This window comes from Amycolatopsis bartoniae (assembly GCF_014191255.1).
GTDB lineage: Bacteria > Actinomycetota > Actinomycetes > Mycobacteriales > Pseudonocardiaceae > Amycolatopsis_E > Amycolatopsis_E bartoniae.
In genome coordinates, this window is sequence record NZ_JACHWH010000001.1 from 2,045,199 (window position 1) to 2,064,756 (window position 19,558).

Annotated in this window: 19 protein-coding genes; 11 read left to right on the plus strand and 8 right to left on the minus strand. The window is 69.5% G+C overall.

All coding sequences use genetic code 11. The features are described from left to right. Positions 1-15: 15 nt before the first annotated feature. From FHX82_RS09545 to FHX82_RS09575, 7 genes are all read left to right on the plus strand, one after another. A complete protein-coding gene (locus FHX82_RS09545) occupies positions 16-1,206 on the plus strand; it encodes a C39 family peptidase (protein ID WP_145938299.1) in 1,191 nt (396 codons plus the stop codon). Between the two features lie 58 nt (positions 1,207-1,264). After that, positions 1,265-2,365: an S-(hydroxymethyl)mycothiol dehydrogenase gene (locus FHX82_RS09550; protein WP_145938300.1), complete on the plus strand. Its 1,101-nt coding sequence runs from the start codon at positions 1,265-1,267 to the stop codon at positions 2,363-2,365. A gap of 236 nt (positions 2,366-2,601) precedes the next feature. Further along, positions 2,602-3,165, plus strand: a complete 564-nt coding sequence (locus tag FHX82_RS09555) for a TetR/AcrR family transcriptional regulator (protein ID WP_229880425.1) — start codon at positions 2,602-2,604, stop codon at positions 3,163-3,165. Between the two features lie 314 nt (positions 3,166-3,479). Further along, positions 3,480-3,749, plus strand: coding sequence for a helix-turn-helix transcriptional regulator (locus tag FHX82_RS09560; RefSeq protein WP_145938957.1), 270 nt, complete (start codon positions 3,480-3,482; stop codon positions 3,747-3,749). Further along, positions 3,746-4,279: a hypothetical protein gene (locus FHX82_RS09565; protein ID WP_145938958.1), complete on the plus strand. Its 534-nt coding sequence runs from the start codon at positions 3,746-3,748 to the stop codon at positions 4,277-4,279. The genes FHX82_RS09560 and FHX82_RS09565 overlap by 4 nt, the downstream gene beginning before the upstream one ends. A gap of 16 nt (positions 4,280-4,295) precedes the next feature. Then, positions 4,296-5,174, plus strand: coding sequence for an ABC transporter ATP-binding protein (locus FHX82_RS09570; protein ID WP_145938959.1), 879 nt, complete (start codon positions 4,296-4,298; stop codon positions 5,172-5,174). Next, positions 5,171-6,355: an ABC transporter permease gene (locus FHX82_RS09575; RefSeq protein ID WP_145938960.1), complete on the plus strand. Its 1,185-nt coding sequence runs from the start codon at positions 5,171-5,173 to the stop codon at positions 6,353-6,355. The genes FHX82_RS09570 and FHX82_RS09575 overlap by 4 nt, the downstream gene beginning before the upstream one ends. A 38-nt stretch (positions 6,356-6,393) precedes the next feature. Here FHX82_RS09575 and FHX82_RS09580 read toward each other — a convergent pair whose 3' ends face one another. Beyond that, positions 6,394-7,059, minus strand: coding sequence for a TetR/AcrR family transcriptional regulator (locus tag FHX82_RS09580; RefSeq protein WP_229880423.1), 666 nt, complete (start codon positions 7,057-7,059; stop codon positions 6,394-6,396). Between the two features lie 106 nt (positions 7,060-7,165). Further along, positions 7,166-7,783: a TetR/AcrR family transcriptional regulator gene (locus tag FHX82_RS09585; protein WP_145938961.1), complete on the minus strand. Its 618-nt coding sequence runs from the start codon at positions 7,781-7,783 to the stop codon at positions 7,166-7,168. A 304-nt stretch (positions 7,784-8,087) separates the two neighbouring features. On the opposite strand from FHX82_RS09585, the gene FHX82_RS09590 reads away from it, so the two are divergent. Then, positions 8,088-9,716, plus strand: coding sequence for a PEP-utilizing enzyme (locus FHX82_RS09590; RefSeq protein ID WP_183176534.1), 1,629 nt, complete (start codon positions 8,088-8,090; stop codon positions 9,714-9,716). A 1-nt stretch (position 9,717) separates the two neighbouring features. Continuing rightward, positions 9,718-10,746: a DUF7064 domain-containing protein gene (locus FHX82_RS09595; protein WP_145938962.1), complete on the plus strand. Its 1,029-nt coding sequence runs from the start codon at positions 9,718-9,720 to the stop codon at positions 10,744-10,746. Positions 10,747-10,803: 57 nt separating this feature from the next. Here the strand turns inward: FHX82_RS09595 and FHX82_RS09600 are convergent, their stop codons facing one another. The 5 genes from FHX82_RS09600 to FHX82_RS09620 form a co-directional block, all read right to left on the minus strand. Beyond that, a complete protein-coding gene (locus FHX82_RS09600; protein WP_145938963.1) occupies positions 10,804-11,412 on the minus strand; it encodes a GTP-binding protein in 609 nt (202 codons plus the stop codon). Continuing rightward, positions 11,393-11,767: a DUF742 domain-containing protein gene (locus FHX82_RS09605; RefSeq protein WP_145938964.1), complete on the minus strand. Its 375-nt coding sequence runs from the start codon at positions 11,765-11,767 to the stop codon at positions 11,393-11,395. Before FHX82_RS09605 ends, FHX82_RS09600 begins: the two co-directional genes overlap by 20 nt. Next, positions 11,764-12,204, minus strand: coding sequence for a roadblock/LC7 domain-containing protein (locus tag FHX82_RS09610; protein ID WP_145938965.1), 441 nt, complete (start codon positions 12,202-12,204; stop codon positions 11,764-11,766). Before FHX82_RS09610 ends, FHX82_RS09605 begins: the two co-directional genes overlap by 4 nt. Positions 12,205-12,221: 17 nt before the next feature. Further along, positions 12,222-14,600 (minus strand): sensor histidine kinase, encoded by a 2,379-nt coding sequence (locus tag FHX82_RS09615; RefSeq protein ID WP_183176535.1) that lies wholly within the window; start codon positions 14,598-14,600, stop codon positions 12,222-12,224. A gap of 134 nt (positions 14,601-14,734) precedes the next feature. Beyond that, positions 14,735-16,174 carry a pyruvate, phosphate dikinase gene (locus FHX82_RS09620; RefSeq protein ID WP_145938967.1) on the minus strand — a complete coding sequence of 480 codons (1,440 nt, stop codon included), beginning with the start codon at positions 16,172-16,174 and terminating at the stop codon, positions 14,735-14,737. 50 nt (positions 16,175-16,224) lie between these two features. Between FHX82_RS09620 and FHX82_RS09625 the strand changes: the two genes are divergently transcribed. Both FHX82_RS09625 and FHX82_RS09630 read left to right on the plus strand, forming a co-directional pair. After that, positions 16,225-16,821 carry a hypothetical protein gene (locus FHX82_RS09625; RefSeq protein ID WP_145938968.1) on the plus strand — a complete coding sequence of 199 codons (597 nt, stop codon included), beginning with the start codon at positions 16,225-16,227 and terminating at the stop codon, positions 16,819-16,821. A gap of 129 nt (positions 16,822-16,950) precedes the next feature. Then, positions 16,951-17,937 (plus strand): terpene synthase family protein, encoded by a 987-nt coding sequence (locus FHX82_RS09630; RefSeq protein ID WP_145938969.1) that lies wholly within the window; start codon positions 16,951-16,953, stop codon positions 17,935-17,937. A 179-nt stretch (positions 17,938-18,116) separates the two neighbouring features. Here the strand turns inward: FHX82_RS09630 and FHX82_RS09635 are convergent, their stop codons facing one another. Beyond that, positions 18,117-19,427 (minus strand): citrate synthase, encoded by a 1,311-nt coding sequence (locus tag FHX82_RS09635; protein ID WP_145938970.1) that lies wholly within the window; start codon positions 19,425-19,427, stop codon positions 18,117-18,119. Between the last annotated feature and the right edge of the window lie 131 nt (positions 19,428-19,558).

Consider the following 19,558-nt stretch of genomic DNA (forward strand, 5'->3'; position numbering starts at 1 on the left):
CGGGAAAATCCCTTGATGACCCGTAGGCGCGCCAGGAACTTGCTCATCCTGCCGGCGGTCGCGATCATGGCGACGGTGACCGCACTGCCAGCCGGCGCCGCGACGGCGCGCGCCGGTGACGAAGCCATCAGCTACCACGAGTGGTCCGGCCCGCAGGCCCACCCCGCGGGCCGGACCACCTTCGACGGCCGGACGTACGAGTACGCACAGTGGACCTCGCCGGAGTACCGGCCGGGCTTCAGCGCGACGCAGCTCGTCGCATCGTGGAACGCGCAGACGCCGCCGCACACGTGGCTCCAGGTCGAGGCGCAGGGCGAGACCGGCACGGGCACCGAGACGGCCTGGTACGTGATGGGCCGCTGGGCGAGTGACGACAGCGAGTTCCACCGCACGAGCGTCGACGGCCAGGACGACGCGAACGCCCGCGTCGACGTGGACACGCTGGTGACCAAGCCGGGCGTCACGCTGCGGTCGTACCGGCTGCGCCTGACCCTGTACCGCGAGCCGGGCGCGCGGCCGGCGTCCGTGCGGTCGCTGGGCGCGATGGTGTCGAACGTGCCCGACCGGTTCGAGGTGCCGACGTCCCCGCCGGGCCGGGCGGCGGGCATCGAGCTGCCCGTGTCGCCGTACGCCCAGAACCTCCACAAAGGACACTTCCCGGAGTACGGCGGTGGCGGCGAGAACTGGTGCAGCCCCACCGCGACCGAGATGGTCGTCGAGTACTGGGGGCGGCGCCCGAGCGAGCAGCAGCTGTCCTGGATCCCCGCCGACTACCCCGACCGCACGGTGGACTACGCGGCCCGCGGCACCTACGACTACGCCTACGAGGGCACCGGCAACTGGCCGTTCAACACCGCGTACGCCGCGGAATTCGGGCTGCGCGGGCACATCACGCGCCTGCACTCGCTCACCGACGTCGAGAACTACATCGCGCGCGGCATCCCGGTGATCACGTCGATGTCGTTCCGCGCGGACGAGCTCGACAACGCGGGCTACGGCACGGCGGGGCACATCATGGTGGTCATCGGGTTCACCGCGAACGGCGACGTGATCGTCAACGACCCGGCGGCGAGCAGCAACGCCAACGTGCGGACGGTGTACAAGCGGGCCCAGTTCGAAAACGTCTGGCAGCGCACCAAGCGCTACAACGCCGACGGCACGGTGGCCGGCGGCCCCGGCGGGATCGCGTACATCATCACCCCCTGATCCCACCGCTTCTGTGGCAAGCTGCGTTAGGAGCGAACAGCGAGGAGGGTGGTCGCAGATGCCGCACGAGGTACCGGGAGTCGTGTCCCGCGCCAAGGGTGAACCGGTCTCGCTCGAGACGGTTCTCGTGCCGGACCCGGGTCCCGGCGAAGCGGTCGTGGCGGTGAAGGCGTGCGGGGTCTGCCACACCGACATGCACTACCGCGACGGCGGCATCAACGACGAGTACCCGTTCCTGCTGGGCCACGAGGCCGCCGGGTACGTCGAGCAGGTCGGGGAAGGCGTGACGGACCTGCGGCCGGGCGACTACGTGATCCTGAACTGGCGCGCGGTGTGCGGCGTCTGCCGGGCGTGCCGCCGTGGCAAGCCGTGGTACTGCTTCGACACCCACAACGCGGCACAGGCGATGACGCTGGCCGACGGCACGAAACTGACGCCGGCGCTGGGCATCGGCGCCTTCCTGGAGAAGACGCTCGTGCACGCCGGACAGTGCACGAAGGTCGATCCCGCCGCGGAACCGGCCGTCGCGGGGCTACTCGGCTGCGGCGTGATGGCGGGCATCGGCGCGGCGATCAACACCGGTGCGGTCGGCCGCGGCGACACCGTCGCGGTCATCGGCTGCGGTGGGGTGGGTGACGCGGCGATCGCCGGTTCGCGACTGGCGGGCGCGCGCACGATCCTCGCCATCGACACCGACGACCGAAAGCTGGAGTGGGCCAAGGGGTTCGGCGCCACGCACACGTTCAACTCGCGCGGCAGGTCACGGGACGAGGTCGTCGAGGCGATCCAGGACGTCACGGACTCGTTCGGCGCGGACGTGGTGATCGACGCCGTCGGCCGCCCGGAGACGTGGCAGCAGGCGTTCTACGGGCGCGACCTCGCGGGCACCGTGGTGCTGGTCGGCGTGCCGACGCCCGACATGCGGCTGAACGACATGCCGCTCGTCGACTTCTTCTCGCGCGGTGGTTCGCTCAAGTCGTCGTGGTACGGCGACTGCCTGCCCTCGCGGGACTTCCCGATGCTGGTGGATCTGTACCTGCAGGGCCGGTTGCCGCTGGAGAAGTTCGTGACCGAGCGCATCCGGGTGGACGGGGTGGAGCACGCCTTCGAGCGGATGCACCGGGGCGAGGTGCTGCGCAGCGTGGTGGAGTTCGGCTGATTTCCGTTACGCCGGTTGAACGTTGTTCTCCCGCCCGCACTTCGCAAGGGTGCCGTGATCGTCTAGTATCGCGCGCCTGAAACGTGAAGAGGGCACGGTGACACATGGAAGATGACGGTCACACTGCGTTCGGACAGTACCACCAGCTATCTTCCGAAAACTCCGGGGGGAATGCACGTTCATCTGCACGCGCATCCAGTCTTGCGAATGCACGTGCCCGGCAGACCACCGCTCGGGTGAGCGACGACGTGTTGCTCGACGCGGCCAGACAGTGCGTGCTCGCCGTCGGGTTGCGGCGCGCGACACTGGCGGAGATCGCCCGTACGGCGAAGGTCAGCCGGATGACGCTCTACCGGCGGTTTCCGGATGTGCGAAGTGTGTTGTCCGCGCTGATGACACGGGAGTTCGGTGCGCTGCTGCACCGCGCGAACTCGGAGGGGGCCGGTGCGCCGACGGCGCGCCAGCGCCTGGTGCGCAGCGCGGTGGCCGCGGTGCGCCTGCTCAACGCCGACGATCTGATGCGCACGGTCATCGACATCGACACGGAGTTGCTGCTGCCGTACATAGTGGACCGACTCGGTGGGACACAACGGGTCGGCGAGCAGGTGGTGCGGCAGCACCTGGAGGCGGGCCGCACGGACGGCTCCATCCGGGCAGGCGACCTGCCGGCCCAGGCGCGGGCGGTGTTGCTCGTGGTCCAGTCCTTCGTGCTGTCCCTGCGCGCGGCGACGCGGGACCTGGACCCGAAGGCGCTGCTCACCGAGATGGCACACCACCTGGACGCGGCGCTGCGCCCTTGAGGTAGGGGCGGGTGGCGTGGCTGTTGCGTGGTGTCGCCACGCAACAGCCACGCCACCGCACACGTCACCGCCGCGCACACCACCCCGCTCACACCATCGCCCCCGCGCACGCGCACGTCACCGCCACGCGCATACCACGGCCTCCGCCGCGCGCCTCCGCCACTGACATCGCCTCCGCCACTCGCATCGCCATCCGTGTGCGCCTCCGCCTCCCCGCCACCAGGTGCACCTCCGCTCCTCCCCTCCCCACCTGCCAATCCCACCCGCATCCAAACCACTTGCCAATCCGTTGGGTTTTTGCAACAGTACGTTGTATGAGTCCGGTGAGACGTGGCAAAGAGCTGCCGATCTACAACCGGCTCCAGGTGCTGCGGGCGGAGCGCGGGATGAGCCGCGCGGCGCTGGCGGAGGCCGTCGAGGTGAATCCGCAGACGATCGGCGCCCTGGAGCGCGGTGACCACTACCCGAGCCTCGACCTGGCCCTGCGCCTTTGCGACGTGTTCGGGCTGCCGGTGGAAGCGGTGTTCAACCGGCAGCCGTTCGCGCCACTGTCCACACAGGTCTACGGCAAGGGGGAGGCATGACCGTGGCGGGAGGTGTGCTCACGCGAGGCTGGGACGTGTTCCTGGCCCACCTCGAGGAACGGGAGCGCCGACGGGCGCGCCGGTTGCCGGGCTGGCGCACGCGAAAACACCGGAGGGCGTTGACGGTCCTCCTGGTGGTCGCGAGCCTGGTGATGATCGTGGGCGCGCTGTGCTACCGGCGAGACGACATCGCGTTGTTCGCCGTGCTCTGGATCGGCGGGTACATCGCCTGGATGGTCCCGTTCGCGTTGCTGCGCATCCTCACGGGCAGGATGTCCAGCTCCTTCAACGCGAACCTCGACGAGCGCGAGCGCGACTGGCGGCACCGCGTCAGCTACGCCGGCTACCAGGTGCTCGCCCTGCTGATGGTCGTCGCGATGCTCTACCTCATCGGGATCGCCCGGCAGCCCGACGCGGCGCTGCGCGGTGCCTTCATGTTGTGCTCGCTGCTGTTGCTCGGCTGTTCCGTGCCCACCGTCCTGCTCGGCTGGACGCTGCCCGACGACGTTGCGGAGGATTCCGTTGAGTGACCTGGAAATCGACTGACTGTCCAAACGCTACGGCAACAAGGTGGCGTTGGACGGGGTGTCGTTCGACGTGCGGGCCGGGGAGCTGTTCGGCTTCGTCGGGAGCAACGGCGCCGGGAAGACCACCACCATGCGCATCGTGCTCGGGGTACTCGCCGCCGACTCCGGTGAGGTCCGGTTCGACGGCAGGCCGATCACCGCGGAGGTGCGCACGCGCATCGGGTACATGCCCGAGGAACGCGGGCTGTACCCGAAGATGAAGGTGCTCGACCAGCTCGTGTACCTCGCCGAGCTGCACGGGATGAGCAACGGGCGGGCCCACCGCAGCGCGGAGAACTGGGTTTCCCGCCTGGGCCTGGCAGAACGGCGCGGCGACGAGGTGCAGAAGCTCAGCCTCGGCAACCAGCAGCGCGTCCAGCTGGCCGCCGCGCTCGTGCACGACCCCGACGTCCTGGTGCTCGACGAGCCGTTCTCGGGCCTGGACCCGATCGCGGTCGACGTGATGAGCGAGGTGCTGCGGGAGAAGGCGGCCACCGGGGTGCCGGTGGTGTTCTCCAGCCACCAGCTGGACCTCGTCGAGCGGCTGTGCGACCGGATCGGCATCATCCGAAGTGGACAGTTGGTCGCGTGCGGCACGGTGGACGAACTGACCGCGGAAGCGTCGTCACAGCTGGTCGTGCAGGCGCCGGAGGCTCAGCCGGGCTGGGCGGATGGGTTATCCGGTGTGCACGTCCTGTCCGACGAACCGGGGAAGACCGTGCTGGAGCTGGCGCCGCACGCGGACGACCAGGCCGTGCTGAAAGCCGCGCTGGCAACGGGTTCCGTGCGCGAGTTCCACCGGCGCCGGCCCTCGCTGACCGAACTGTTCCGCACCACCGTGACCGGGGGAAACCGATGATCTCACCACTGAAGGGCGTGGGGCTGGTCGCCAGGCGCGAGCTGAACACGCGGCTGCGCGCCCGGTCGTTCTACCTCGGCACGATCGTGATCCTGGTCGTCCTCGGCGGGTACCTGCTGCTGCAGGCGACGCTGATCGGCAACGCGGACAAGTCGACGGTGGGCGTCACGGGGCAGGCCATCGGCATCGCGCAACAGCTGGAGACGGCCTCCGCGCAGACGGGCCAGGAGGTCCACACCACCGTCGTACCGGAGGAGGAGCAGGGCAGGGCGCAGGTCGCGAGCGGCGACCTCGACGCGCTGGTGTCCGGCAACGTGGCGGACCTTCGGGTGTACGTGAAGTCCGAACTGGACCCGCAGCTGCAGGCGGTGCTGAACGGGATCTCGCGGCAGGAGGTGCTCAACGCGAAGCTGCTGGAGGCCGACCAGGACCCGGTGCAGGTGATGCGCGAGGTCGACTCCGCGCACGTGAACCTGATCCAGCTGGAGCCGCCGGACCCGGGCCGCGGGCAGCGCCTCGCGATCGGGTTGATCACGGTTTTCCTGCTGTTCTTCGGCATCCAGACCTACGGCGCGTTCGTCGCGCAGGGCGTGGTCGAGGAGAAGGCGAGCCGGGTGGTGGAGATCCTGCTGTCGACGGTGCGGCCGTGGCAGCTGATGCTCGGCAAGGTGCTGGGGCTGGGGCTCGTCGGCCTGGTGCAGATCGTGATCCTGGCGGCGGCCGGTCTGGCCATGGCGGGGGCGACGGGCGTGCTGACGCTGTCGGGCGTCGCGACGAGCGCGGCCGCGTGGGGCGTGCTCTGGTACGTCGTGGGCTTCTTCCTCTACGCCACGGTGTACGCGGCGGCGGGTTCCCTGGTGTCGCGGCAGGAGGACGCGGCGTCGGTGATCACGCCCGTGACCATGGTGCTGACGCTCGGGTTCGTCGTGGGCTTCAACGTCCTCGTGCAGAGCCCGGAAGGCTCGACGGCGCGGGTGCTGTCGCTGATCCCCCTGTTCTCGCCGATCCTCATGCCGGGCCGGATCGCCATCGGGGTGGCGCCGGGCTGGGAGGTCGGGCTGGCGCTGGTGCTCACCGTGGCGCTCGGCGGGGTGCTGACCTGGGTGGGCAGCCGGGTGTACCGCAACGCGGTGCTGCACACCGGAAGCCGGCTGAAGCTCTCGGCCGCCCTGCGCGGCTGAGCCGTGCCGCGGCCGGGCCGCCGTCGGGGGCGGCCCGGCTACCCGGTCGCCCGGCGACGGCCCCTCGGGTTCATCGGCGTCCACCGGGCGCGCTGCTGCTCGACCGCGCTCTCGATCGCGTCCAGGATGCAGGTGACGACGAGGTCGAAGATCTGCCCGGCGCCCAGGCCACGATCGGTCAACGCCCTGGCCAGCGGCGGGTCCTGCTCCGCGAGCGCCGCGAGCTGGTCGTCCCTGGTCTCGACCACCGTCTCGTGGATCGAACTGCTGATGACGAAGGCCGCCAGCGCGTCCAGCAACGGCACCACGACGGCGACCGGCACCCCCTCGTCGAGCAGGCGCCCGGCAGGCGCCTTGAGCAGCCGCGGGCCGAGGTCGTGCATGCGCAGACCGGCCACGACGGGCAGCAGCGCGGGATGGGCCAGCAGCGTCCGGCGGAGGTTGCGCGCGTTCTCCGGCAGCCATTCCCGCCAGGTGCCGGACGGCTCGCGGCCATCGTGGGCCTCGGCCAGCGCGATCTCCACCGTTCCCGCGAGGATCTCTTCCTTGCTCGCGAAATGGTGGTACAACGAAGCGCCGTTCACCCCGAGTGCGGCGGCGAGACGGCGGATGCTCAACGCCTCCAGCCCTTCGCTGTCCATGATCTCGAGCGCGGCCACCAACGCGTTGTGCCGCGAGATCAACGGGATTCTGGGCCGGGGCACGGAATCAGTGTAAACCAGGGTCATCCGAGGTCAGCGCGCCGGAAATTTACCCTCGCGTCAATTATGGGCGAAGAAATAACAGGTCGGCGGGACAACGGAAAAAACCTCACCAGAGGATTCCGGCGACGAGCCGGGAGAATTGCTCCACCACGTCCTCCAACTGCTCGTGGCTGCCCAGGAATCCCGCGTACAGTCCCATTCCCCACATCACCGCGATCAGCATTTCCGTTACAGCCGGGACGTCCAGGTCCGCCCGGACCTCCCCGGCCTCGACCGCCGAGGCCAGCGCCTGCCGCACGAAGGCCCGGACCTCGTCGACCTGACGCTGGGTCGGTTCCCGCAGCTGCGGGTGGCGGAAGCCGTCCAGCACCGACACCGCGATGAACCGCGCGAACGTCCGGTCTCGCGAGTCCACCTGCACAGCGCTCTCCAGGAAGCCCGAGAGCCGCCCGAACAGGGTCTGCTGCTCGACGGCCTGTTCGACGCTGCCGGTGATGACGGTGTCCCGCACCGACTCCAGCAGGGCGCGGTAGAGCGAGACCTTGTCGGGGAAGTAGTGGTTGACCGCGGGGCGCGTGTAGCCGGCCCGCTCGGCGATCTCCGTGAACGTGGTGCGCTCGTAGCCCAGCTCGCCGAACATCTCGCGTGCGGTGCGCAGGATCTCCTCCCGCGCGGACGCGCCTTCGGACCGGGGCGGCCTGCCACGTCGTCGCTTCTCCGCCACGCACTCCCGCCTTCCCCTGGTCTCCCCCTGGTCGGCGGTTCAGCCTAACAAGATCACCCGTTCTGACCTCGGGTGATTCCGCTGAGCCAACCCCCTTTCACCAATCGTTGTCAGGTTTCCGTCGACGACCGAAGTCGACAAAGAGCGCCCCGGAAACCCCTTACGCCATCCGTACCAGCAGGACTACTATCCGTGCCTCGGAAGCCCAGACCCATCCGCATCAGGACGACTGCGGCCCGTAAAAACCGAACATTGATTGGTGTCGGACGCCGGCACCTGACCTCCCCGCGATCCGGAGCTGCTCATGCCCCCGCTTTCCCCAGGACTGGACCCGCTCGACAACGCGGTCTGCGACCCCGGCGTGCCGTGGACCACCGGCAACGTCGCCGAGGCCTTTCCCGGGGTGTCGACGGCGCTCGGCTTCACCTTCATCCACCTGCCGATGGAGCTGGCCTTTCGGAAGATGTTCCGCGGCCTCGGGGTGTTCGGCCGCGACGAGCTGACGGTGCCCGAACGCATCGAGGACCAGTTCTGGACTGCCTTCGCGGGCCGGGCGGCGGCCAACATCGAGCAGTTCCGCAAGGTCGCCGGGCTCCTGCCGGGCACCTCGGCCACCGCCGTCGAGCAGCAGCTCTTCGGTTACGTGCGCGAAGGCACCGTCGACGACAACTCGGCGCGCCGCTACCCCGTCATCGCCGTGAAGGCGCCCCGCTCGGTCCTCACGCTGTCCAAACGGCACGACCGGATGTTCGCGCAGCTGCGCGAGTGGCGGCTGGACACGCTGCCGAAGGTGCCCGGCCTGAACCTCGACGGCAACCTCGCCGTCCTGCGGGACGCCCGCGAGCGCTTCGAGCGGATCATGATCCTGCACCTGCTCGTCACGTTCATCAGTTCGAGCGTCGCCGACCGCCTCACGGCCATGGTGAGCGACGCCGGTCGCACCGGGCTCGAAGCCCGGCTGCTGTCCGGCGTGGGTTCGGACGAGAACGAGGTGGCACAGGATCTCTGGCTGCTCGCGCACGGGCAGCTCGACCTGCAGACCTTTGTGGACAGACACGGCTACCACGGTCCGGACGAGGGCCAGCTCCACAGCGTCTCCTGGCGCGAGGACCCCGCTCCGCTGCTGGCGCGGCTCGACGACTACCGGGCGATCCCCGAAGGCGACCCGCGCGCCCCGCGGAACCGCAGCGCCGAGCAGGCGCGGATCCGCCACGAGGCCGCGGAGGAACTCAAGAAAGCGGTTTCACCGCTCAGTCGCGGGCTCGTCGGCCCGCTGGTCAACCTCTCGGCGCGGTTCCTCGCCCTGCGCGAGCAGGGCAAGGCGGGCTACCTGCTCACCTTCGACGTCGCCAGGGCCGCCGCGCGGCGGGCGGGCCATCAGCTGGTCGAGCTCGGCCTGCTCGACGACGCCACCGACGTCTTCCACCTCACCTGGGACGAGCTGCTGGCCGGCGACGGCATCGACCGCCGCGTGGTGATCAAGGAACGGCGGGCGCAGTACGAGGAGCGGCTGCGGTACCGGCTTCCGCAGGCGTGGTCCGGCGTGCCCGAGCTGATCGCTGTCACCGCCGACGCGACGGAGAACGCGCCGTCCGGCACGACGATCAGCGGCGTGGCCGCGAGCGGTGGCGTCGTGGAGGGCCGCGCGCGGGTCGTCCGCGACCCGGCCACCGCCGAGTTCGACGAGGGCGACATCCTCGTCTGCGAGACCACCGACCCCAGCTGGGTCTCGCTGTTCCTGGTCGCGGCGGGCGTGGTCACCGACTTCGGCGGCATGCTCAGCCACGGCCCGATCGTCGCGCGGGAGCTCGGGCTGCCGTGCGTGTGCGGCACGGAGGACGGCAGCGCCCGGATCCGCGACGGCCAGCTCATCCGCGTCGACGGCGACCGCGGCGTCGTCGAAGTGCTCGCCGGAGCGGCGGGCGAGCGCTGACATGAGCGACGACACCAACACGTCGTTCTTCATGAACGCGCAGGCCACCGGTTTCGGCAGCTGCACGGTGGAAGACGAGCTGCTGCACCGGAAGCTGAACGAGGACCTGACCGACCCGGCGCTCACCGAGACCCAGTTCTTCGGCTTCAACGTGCCCCACGCCGGCATCCAGGCCCTCTGCTACGCCTGGGCCCACCCCACCCTCCGGACGCTCACCGGCGGCGCCTGGGCGTGGCAGGGGGTGAAGTCCACGGCGCTGGCGAGCGAGCTGTTCGACATGCGCCAGTTCATGGACTTCACCCCGTTCGAGCGGGGCGACTTCGACGACCTGCGGCTGCCCAGCGGTTACCGCGTGCAGTGCCTGCAGCCGCTGGAGAAGTTCCGCATCAGCTACGAGGACCCCAAGCGCGGCAACGCCTTCGACGTCACGCTGACCGCGATCATGCCGCCGGCGGTGGTGTCGGGCGGGCGGCACTTCGACCAGGCGATGCGCACGGAGGGCAAGCTGCTGCTGCGCGGGCGCTCCTACGACGTCGACGGCTACACGGTCCGCGACCGCTCCTGGGGCGAGAACCGCACGGAGGACCCGCGTGAGCTGCCGCCGGTGCACTGGCTCACCGGCGTGTTCGACGACGACTTCGCCTTCCACCTGACCGGGATCGAGCACCCTGGGTCCGACCCGGTCTGGCGGGAGCTCTACCCGGTCGACGACGCGTTCGCCGACCGGATGAACCGCGGCTGGGTCTGGACCGGCGGCGAGCTGCGCGGTCTCGAACGGGCGTCGGTGCGCACGCACTGGGACCCCACCACGTGCTATCCCCTGCGCCACGACGTCGCACTGACCGACTCGGCGGGCCGGGAGTACGAGTTCACCGGCACCGTGGTGGCGGAGAACAACTGGAGCGCCTGGTCGAACGCGTTCTTCGGGATCGGCTTGGCGCGCTGGGAGCACGAGGGCCGGACCGGCTGGGGCGACTCGCAGATCGGCGCCTGGACCGACTTCGTGCACGCGCTGCACACCCGGCGCTGAGGACGACGTAAAAAGGAGCCGGAGTCCACAACGGACTCCGGCTCCTTCCGCGCCCTGTCACCAGGTTCCGGCGGCCAGGCCTTCCATTGCCGTGGCCATCAGGTGTTCCAGCAGCCGCACCAGCACGCGCTTGCTGGAACCGGCGTCACGCACGTCGCAGAACTGGATCGGCACGTGGTTGCCGACGTCGAGCGACGCGCGCACCTCGTCCTCCTCGTAGATGTCCGCGCCGTCGAAGCAGTTCACCGCGACGATGAACGGGATGTCCCTGGACTCGAAGAAGTCGACCGCGGGGAAGCAGTCCTCCAGCCGCCGCGTGTCGGCCAGCACCACCGCGCCGAGCGCCCCGACGGACAGTTCCTTCCACATGAACCAGAAGCGGTCCTGCCCCGGCGTGCCGAACAGGTAGAGCACCACCTCCGGGTTGATGGTGATGCGGCCGAAGTCCAGCGCCACCGTGGTCGTGGTCTTGCCCTCGACCCCGGCGAGGTCGTCCACGTTGGCGCTGATCTCGGTCAGCCGTTCCTCCGTGCGCAGCGGCGGGATCTCGCTCACCGCCGTGACCAGGGTCGTCTTGCCCACGCCGAAGCCGCCCGCGACGAGCAGCTTGACCGCCTGCACGCCGTGGAGCTCCTGCGAGCCGGGGTCAAAGTTTCCGTACGCCATCGAGCACCGCCTGCAGAAGTTTGATGTCGGGCCTGCCCGCGACCTGGGGCGGCGACCGGAAGATGAGGTGCCCAGAGTTGATCAGATCGCTGACGAGCACCTTGACCGCGACCAGCAGCAGGTTCATCTTGGCCGAGATCTCAGCGATCGACAGCGGCCGGCCTTGGCACATTCGCAGTATTTCTCCGTATTCCCGGTCGAGTGTCGCGACGTCCGTCTCCGGGCGGACCGCCACGACCAGGGTGATGATGTCGAGGTCGTGCAGGTTCTTCCCGGCGCGTCCCCTGGTCACCGCGAACGGGCGGACCAGCGGTCCGGGATCCTCGTCGAAGCCGGGGTCCGCGTCGGGGTTCACGGCACGTGCGGAACTCTGAGGTCAGCGGCCGACGGGCGGGGGTGCACCGCGAGATTGTCCCCGACCTGCGCCACGATCACGTTCATCTCGTAGGCCACCATCCCGAGGTCCGCGTCGATCGACGCCAGCAACGCGAGGCAGGCGCCCTCGCCGGCCTCGGTCACCACCAGGTAGCCGAGCTCCAGCTCGACCACCGTCTGGTGCACCGGGCCCTTGTCGAACTGGGTGCTCACCCCGCGGGACAGGCTCCGGAACGCCGAGGCCATCGCGGCCAGGTGCTCACCGTCCTCGCGACCCACCGAAGTGGACCGTCCCATCAGCAGGCCGTCCGCGGACAGCACGATGGCCTTCTCCGCCCCCACCAGTCGTCTCACCAGGTCGTCGAGCAACCAGTTCAACCCACTTCCGTTGCTACTGATCGCCGCGTCTTCGTTCATCGCCTGACCATTCGTGTTCATCGGGTGTGCTTTCCCGAGGACCCGCGCCCCTGACGCGTTCCCCGTTGAAGGGCCGACAGCGAGTTGCGTGCCTCTTCGGGGCTGCGGAACCGCCGCCCCGAAGAGCCCTTCTCCGCCGACTGGTTGTCCAGCTGCAGCTGTGGCGCGAGGTGCGCCTGGCGCTGGCGGCGGGGCAGCGGCGCCCGTTTCCGTCCGCCGGTCGGCGCCGGTACCGACGCCGGTTCCCTGACGGGCTCCTCGAAGGCCGCCCACGTGGACGTCGTCTCGGCGGCCGGCTCGTCCAGCGGCCACCGCCGCAGCTCACCGGTGTCCTGGACGGGCATCCGCGGGATCGGGTCGCGCGCGGGCTCGGGCACGAAGTCCGTCCTCAGATCCTGGTCCGGCAGCCGTCCCCGGGTCACCGTCTTCGTGTCCTCGGCCGAATCCTTGGGTGCCCTGTCGTCCTCGATCACCTTGGCGGGGATGAGCACGACCGCCTTGATGCCGCCGTAGGCCGACTCCAGCAGGCTGACCGAGATCCCGTGCCGCTGCGCGAGCTGGCCGATCACGAACAGCCCGAGGTGCCGCTGACCGCTGAGCGCCATCTCCTGGAAGTCCGGCGGGTTGCGCAGGGTCGCGTTGAGCCTTTCCCGCTCCTCGACCACCAGTCCGAGCCCCTGGTCCTCGACCTCGACCACCACGCCCTTGCCGACCAGGTTGCCGCGCACCGAAACCGGCGCGTCGGGCGGCGAGAAGGCGGTGGCGTTGTCGACCAGCTCGGCCAGCAGGTGGATGAGGTCGGCGACCACGTTGCCGAGCACCTGCACGTCGGGCAGCCGTACCGCGCTCACCCGCGCGAAGTGCTCGGTCTCGGAGATGGCGCTGCGGACGACGTCCTCCAGCGGCACCGGGCGCCGCCACTTCCGCCCCGGCTGGCCGCCGCCGAGGATCACCAGGTTCTCCGCGTTGCGCCGCGCGTTCGTGGCCAGGTGGTCGAGCTGGAACAGCAGCTCCAGATGCTCGGGGTCGCTCTGCTTGGCCTCCGCGACGTCGAGCACCTCCAGCTGCCGGTGCACGACGAGCTGGCTGCGGTGCGCGATGTCGAGGAAGACCTTGTTGAACCCGCCGCGCGTCCTGGCCTCGGCGGCCGCCGCCGCGAACGCCGTCCGCTTCGCCGTCTCGAACGCCTCGGCCACCTGCCCGATCTCGTCGTCGCCGTGGTCGGGCATCGCGATCTCCGCCTCGATGTCCACGACCTGCTCGCCGTCGGCGATCCGCCGGACGAGCGCCGGCATCTTCTCGGTGGCCAGTTCGAGGGTGTTGGAGCGCAGCCGCCGCAGCCTGCGGACGACCGCGTTGGTCATCCGGACCGCGATGACGAACACCGCGATGGTGAGGAGGAGGACGAGCGAACCGGTCACGATGGACTGCGTCAGCGTCGTGTTCGCCGCGTCCACGGCCAGGTTCTCGGCGTGCCGGAAGTGGTCGCCCCACAGTCCCAGCAGCTCGTCCGACACGTGGTCCTCGGCGGCGAGCCAGTCGGCCGCGGGCATCGAGAGCGTGCCCCGCTGGCTCAGGTTGTCCTCCACGGACGTGGCGCTCTGCCACGCGGCGCCGGACACGAGCTGGTCGTAGCGCTGCCGTTCGCTGTCGGTCAGCCGGGACAGCGCCGCGTTGAGCTGGTTGCGGTAGCCGCCGATCAGCTGCGTCAGGGTCTGCCGTTCCGCCTGGTCCAGTATTCCCTGCGCGGCGGCGCCCGCGGCGAACCCCGCGGCCCGGGAGTGCAGGTCGGTGACCCAGAACAGGTCGGTGGCGGTGATCTCCTCCGCCGCCGTGCCCGGGTCGGGGGTCGTGCGCGCACTGCCTTCCAGACCGGTGATGACGACGCCGGCCAGTTGTGTGTAGAAACCGTCCACATCGGACGACGAGACCGAGTGGTTGTCGACACCCTGGCGGATGGCCGGCATCTTCCCGCCGAGCTCGGCGAAGGCGGCATTCGACTTGGACACCGCGTCCGGGTTGAGGTTCTGCACGACCTCGGCGAGCCCGGTGATCTGGCTGAGCACGAGGTTGGTCTTGTCCCGCTGCGCCTGCAGGCCCGCGATCGCCTGCTGGTCACCGCCGAGCGCGCGCAGGCTGATGGTGCGTTCCTGCTGCACGACGGACTCGAAGCTCACCAGCGGGTCGATCGCCTGGCCGAGGTAGCCGGAGAAGTTCCGGGCCGAAATCCCTTGGGAGACAAGGTAACCCGCGACGGACACCCCGGTGACGAGCAGTGCCGCACTCGGGATCAACGCGATGGCGAGCAGCCGGGTCCTGATGCTGGGAGTGCCCCCGAACCCCGGCAGTCTTCGCCACCGGCTCTTCCCGGTTCCCTCTTCGGTTGAAGCGCGCAACTTGCCACCCTGTCCTGGCTGGTTTCGACGGGCGACCATGAAACCATACGCCGTTTGGTTGAGGGAAGAGGTCCAGTTGCCTTTTCGGTCGAGTAGCAACATGTCTGCCGTCGTGTAGGTAAGCGAGGCACCAATCACTGTTCGGCTGTCGCCGTCGCCCACTCCCTGAGGAGACGCAGATCCTCGTCGTCCGCCTCGGAAATCGCGACCACGGGAACCACGCCTTCGCGCACTTCACCGGTCTCTCCGCACACGGTGACGACTTCGCCCGCGAGCCCCGCCAGCGCACCTTCGCCGCAGCCCACGACGCAGGGCACACCGAGCTCCCGGCTGACGACGGCGGCGTGCGAAGTGGCGCCGCCGACCTCGGTCACGATCGCCGCCGCGGCGATCATGCCGTGCAGGTCGTGCGGGCTCGTCGTGTGCCGCGCGAGCACCACGGGCTCCCTTTCGGCCCGGTTTTCTGCCTCATCGGGAGCGGTCACCACCACTCCGGTGCCGACGCCGGGCGAGGCAGGCAACCCCTGGGCGAGCAGCGGCGCGGCGCGGCGGGCGGCCGGATCGAGGCCGGGCCGCAGGACCGCCCGCAGCTGCTCGTCGCTCACCCTCGCGACCGCTTCCCCACGGCTGATCAGCCCTTCCCGCGCCAGTGCGACGGCGAACCGCACCGCTGCCAACGGTGAACGCTTCGCCGACCGGGTCTGCAACAGCCACAGGCGTCCACTTTCCACGGTGAATTCGATGTCCTGCACGTCCCGCTGCTGCTCTTCGAGCCGGCGCCCGTACTCCATCAGCTGCGCGTGGACCTGCGGCAACGCCTCCGCCAACGCGCCCAACGGAAGTGGCGCGCGCTCTCCGGAAACCACGTCCTCGCCCTGCGCCCGGCCCAGCCATTCGCCGTACGGTTCGGCCGCGCCGGTGGCCGGATCACGGGTGAACAGCACGCCGGTGCCGGACGCCGCGTCGGCGTTGCCGAAGACCATGGCCTGCACCGTCACGGCCGTGCCCGCGGCATCGTCCAGCCCGTACCGCCTGCGGTAGGCCACCGCGCGGGGCGAGAGCCACGACCGGAAAACCGCCGCGACGGCCAGGCGCAGCTGCGCCCACGGGTCCTCCGGTACGACGCCGCCGGGCACGACCTCGCGGAAGAGGCGCTCGAAACGGGTTCGCACGTCCTCCGCGTACTCGCGTCCACGTGCTTCGGAAAGCGCTTTCAGCACGTCCGGGGTGGTGCCGAGGTTGAGGGCCGTGTCCATCATCCCGGGCATGCTCCTGGCCGCACCGCTGCGCACGGAAACCAGCAACGGCGACTCGGCCGAGCCGAACCCGCGCCCGGTGCTCCGCTCCAGGTGGGCCATGCCACGGGAAATCTCGTCCGACACCGCGTCGAGCACGCTTTCGCCGTGCACGAGGAACTCCCGGCACACGTCGGTGGTCAGCACGAACGCCGGCGGCACCGGCAGCCCGGCCGCGGTCATCCGCGCGATACCAGCGGCCTTGCCGCCCACCAGTTCGGGAGACGGTTCCCTCGTCCCGTCGAGGATGAGTACTCTCGTCGCTCCGGCCGTGCCCATGGTCGTCTCCTGTTCCGAATCGGATCTTCAAGCAGCGGAGGAAAATACGTATGCCGTCGACTTCCGGTGAGCGGGTCCTGCACGTGCTACTGATCAGGAACCGCGCCACCACGGCCCAGCTCGCGGAGGCTCTCGCCGTGTCCGCCGACGAGATTTCCCCGGTCCTGCGCGACGCCGAAGCGCGGGGTCTGGTGCGGGACAGCGGAAACCCACGGATCGGCTGGGCGATCACGCCGGAGGGCACGCGGGAGGCCAGACGGAGAGTGGACGATACTCCCGCCGAAGGAAGAGCGCTCGTCTCCGCGCGATACGAGGAGTTCCGCGAGCTCAACGACGAGCTGAAACAGCTCTGCGCCGACTGGCAGCTGCGCGACCCCGCCACGATGGGACCCGGCGATTTCACCGCACGCCTGCAGGGCGTCGACGAGCGGATTCAGCGGCTCCTCGCGGAAATCCAGGTACCCGCACCACACTTCGCCGACTACGGGCCGCGGCTCGCCCGCGCACGCGCGCGGTTCGAGTCCGGCTCCGACGGTTACCTCACCGGAGTCCTCGTCGACTCCTACCACAACATCTGGTTCGAGTGCCACGAATGCTTCCACATCACGCTCGGCCGGTCACGCCGCGAAGAGGAGTCGGGCACCTGACCGTCCGGAGTGGACAGTAAGTCGCTGTTGATCTGTCGTGTCCGATGCCGCTATGGTTCCGTCCGCACATCCGACGGCAGCTCGGCGACGGACGGAGAAAACACCGTGGGGGCAAGTTATTCGGCGCCGGTGCTGCACTTGCCAGGACAGGCGGATCCGGAGCTGGTGATCACGTGCCCGTTCCCCGCCCGCGTGAACCCGCACCTGCCCCGGCTCACCGAGGACACCGAACGCTGGATCCGCGAGCAGGGCCTGTTCGCGCAGCACGACGACGCCGACCGGCTCACCAGCCGGTTCGTCGGCCACCGGTACGCCGAGGTGCACGCGCGCATGTGGCCGGACGCGGACTACCCGGGCCTCTGGCTGGCGAACCGCCTCCTGATCCACATGTGGTGCCTGGACGACTTCCTCGACGAGATCTGGGGCGCCGACCAGGACCACCGCGCCGACCGGGTCGCGGAGCTCATCGGCGAGGTCTTCGCCGGGCGGGCGACCGAAGCCGACGTGGTCGGCGAGCCACTGGCGGCGGCGCTGCTGACGTTGTGGGCCGAGGCGAGGAACGTCGCGCCGGACTTCTGGCTGGACCGCGCCGCGGCCGCGTACCTCGCCTACTTGAAGGCGAGCGCCGAGGACCGCGCGCAACGGTGGTCCGCCCGGTCTGTGCCGACGACGGCGCAGTACCTGGCCTCCCGCAACGACGGTGGTGGGATGTTCTACGCCACCGCTCTCATCGAGCTGGCCAACCAGGCGTGGTTGCCGGACGAGCTGGCCGCCCGCTCGGAGATCGTCGACCTGTCGCTGCGGCTCAACCACGCCATCGCCTGGGCCAACGATCTGTTCGCCTACCAGCGGGAAGCCGACCACGGCAACGGCTCGAACCTGATGGTGGTGCTCACAACGCACGACAAGCTGAGCGAAAGCGAAGCCGCGGCGAGGGTGGTGGCACTGGTCAACGCCGAGCTGGCCACCCTCGACTTCCTGTGCGACGCGGCCGAGGCACTGCCCGACCCGGCGAGCAGGCACGCCGAAGGAGTGCGGACCACCGCCTCCGGCCTACTGCAGTGGATGGCCACCACCGCCCGGTACGAACCGACGCCGAGCCAGCGCCAAGGATGACGCAGCTTCCACGGCTGGTGCACCAGGTCAGCTTCGACTCACCATCCGGTTTGGTCACCCGTCCCGGTGTCACGGCGTACGGGGAACCGGTCTCCACCCACCCGATCCCCCGGCGCCGGATCCGCCCGGCGACGAAAAAAGCGCCCTCCCCGAAGGGAAGGCGCTCGTTCCGCGCGAGGTCAGCGCTCGCTGATGCGGGTGTACTCCCGCTCCTTCTCGCCGGTGTAGATCTGCCGCGGGCGGCCGATCTTGGTGGCCGGGTCGTTGATCATCTCGCGCCAGTGCGCGATCCAGCCGGGCAGCCGGCCGAGCGCGAACAGCACGGTGAAGAACTTCGTCGGGAACCCGAGCGCCCGGTAGATGAGTCCGGTGTAGAAGTCGACGTTCGGGTACAGCTTGCGCTCGACGAAGTAGTCGTCCGAAAGGGCCGTCTCCTCCAGCGTCTTCGCGATGTCGAGCAGCTGGTCGTTGACGCCGAGCTTGTTCAGGATCTGGTCGGCCGTGGCCTTGATGATCTTCGCGCGCGGGTCGTAGTTCTTGTAGACCCGGTGCCCGAAGCCCATCAGGCGGACACCCTTCTCCTTGTTCTTGACGCGCGCGACGAAGTTCGACACGTCGCCGCCGTCGGCCCGGATGCCCTCCAGCATCTCCAGCACCGCGCTGTTCGCGCCGCCGTGCAGCGGGCCGAACAGGGCGTTGATGCCCGCCGAGATGCTCGCGAACAGGTTGGCCTCGGACGAGCCCACCAGGCGGACCGTCGACGTGGAGCAGTTCTGCTCGTGGTCGGCGTGCAGGATGAACAGCAGGTCCAGCGCCTTCGCCACGTCCGGGTCGACCTCGTACGGCTCGGCGGGCAGGCCGAAGGTCATCCGGAGGAAGTTCTCCACCAGGCCGAGCGAGTTGTCCGGGTACAGGAACGGCTGGCCGGTGGACTTCTTGTAGGCGTACGCCGCCAGGGTGGGCAGCTTGGCCAGCAGGCGCACGGTGGACAGCTCGACGTTGGGTTCGTCGAACGGGTTCAGCGCGTCCTGGTAGAAGGTGGACAGCGCGGACACGGCGCTGGAGAGCACCGGCATCGGGTGCGCGTCACGCGGGAAGCCGTCGAAGAACCGCTTGAGGTCCTCGTGCAGCAGGGTGTGCCGGTTGATCTTCTGGGTGAAGTCGTCGAGCTGGGCCTGGGTGGGCAGCTCGCCGTAGATCAGCAGGTACGAGACCTCGATGAAGGTCGAGTTCTCGGCCAGCTGCTCGATCGGGTAGCCCCGGTAGCGCAGGATGCCGGCGTCACCGTCGATGTAGGTGATGGCGGACGATGTGGAACCGGTGTTGACGAACCCGGGGTCGTAGGTGATGTACCCCGTCTGCGCGAGCAGCTTCCCCAGTTCGATACCGGGAGCGCCCTCGACGGCGTTGACCACCTTAAGTTCGTGCTCGCCGGTCGGCAGGCGCAGCGATACCGTGCTGCCGCCGGACGCCGCAGTCGCGTCGGACATGCAAGTCCCTCTCACGGTCACACGGGTCGGCGGCGCCTGCAGGTCGCACAGGCGGCCATTTGTTCGTGCGTGACCGCTTACGGGTCTCGCCGCACACCGCCCCGCTGGGGTATGAATTCTCCCCTCACGCT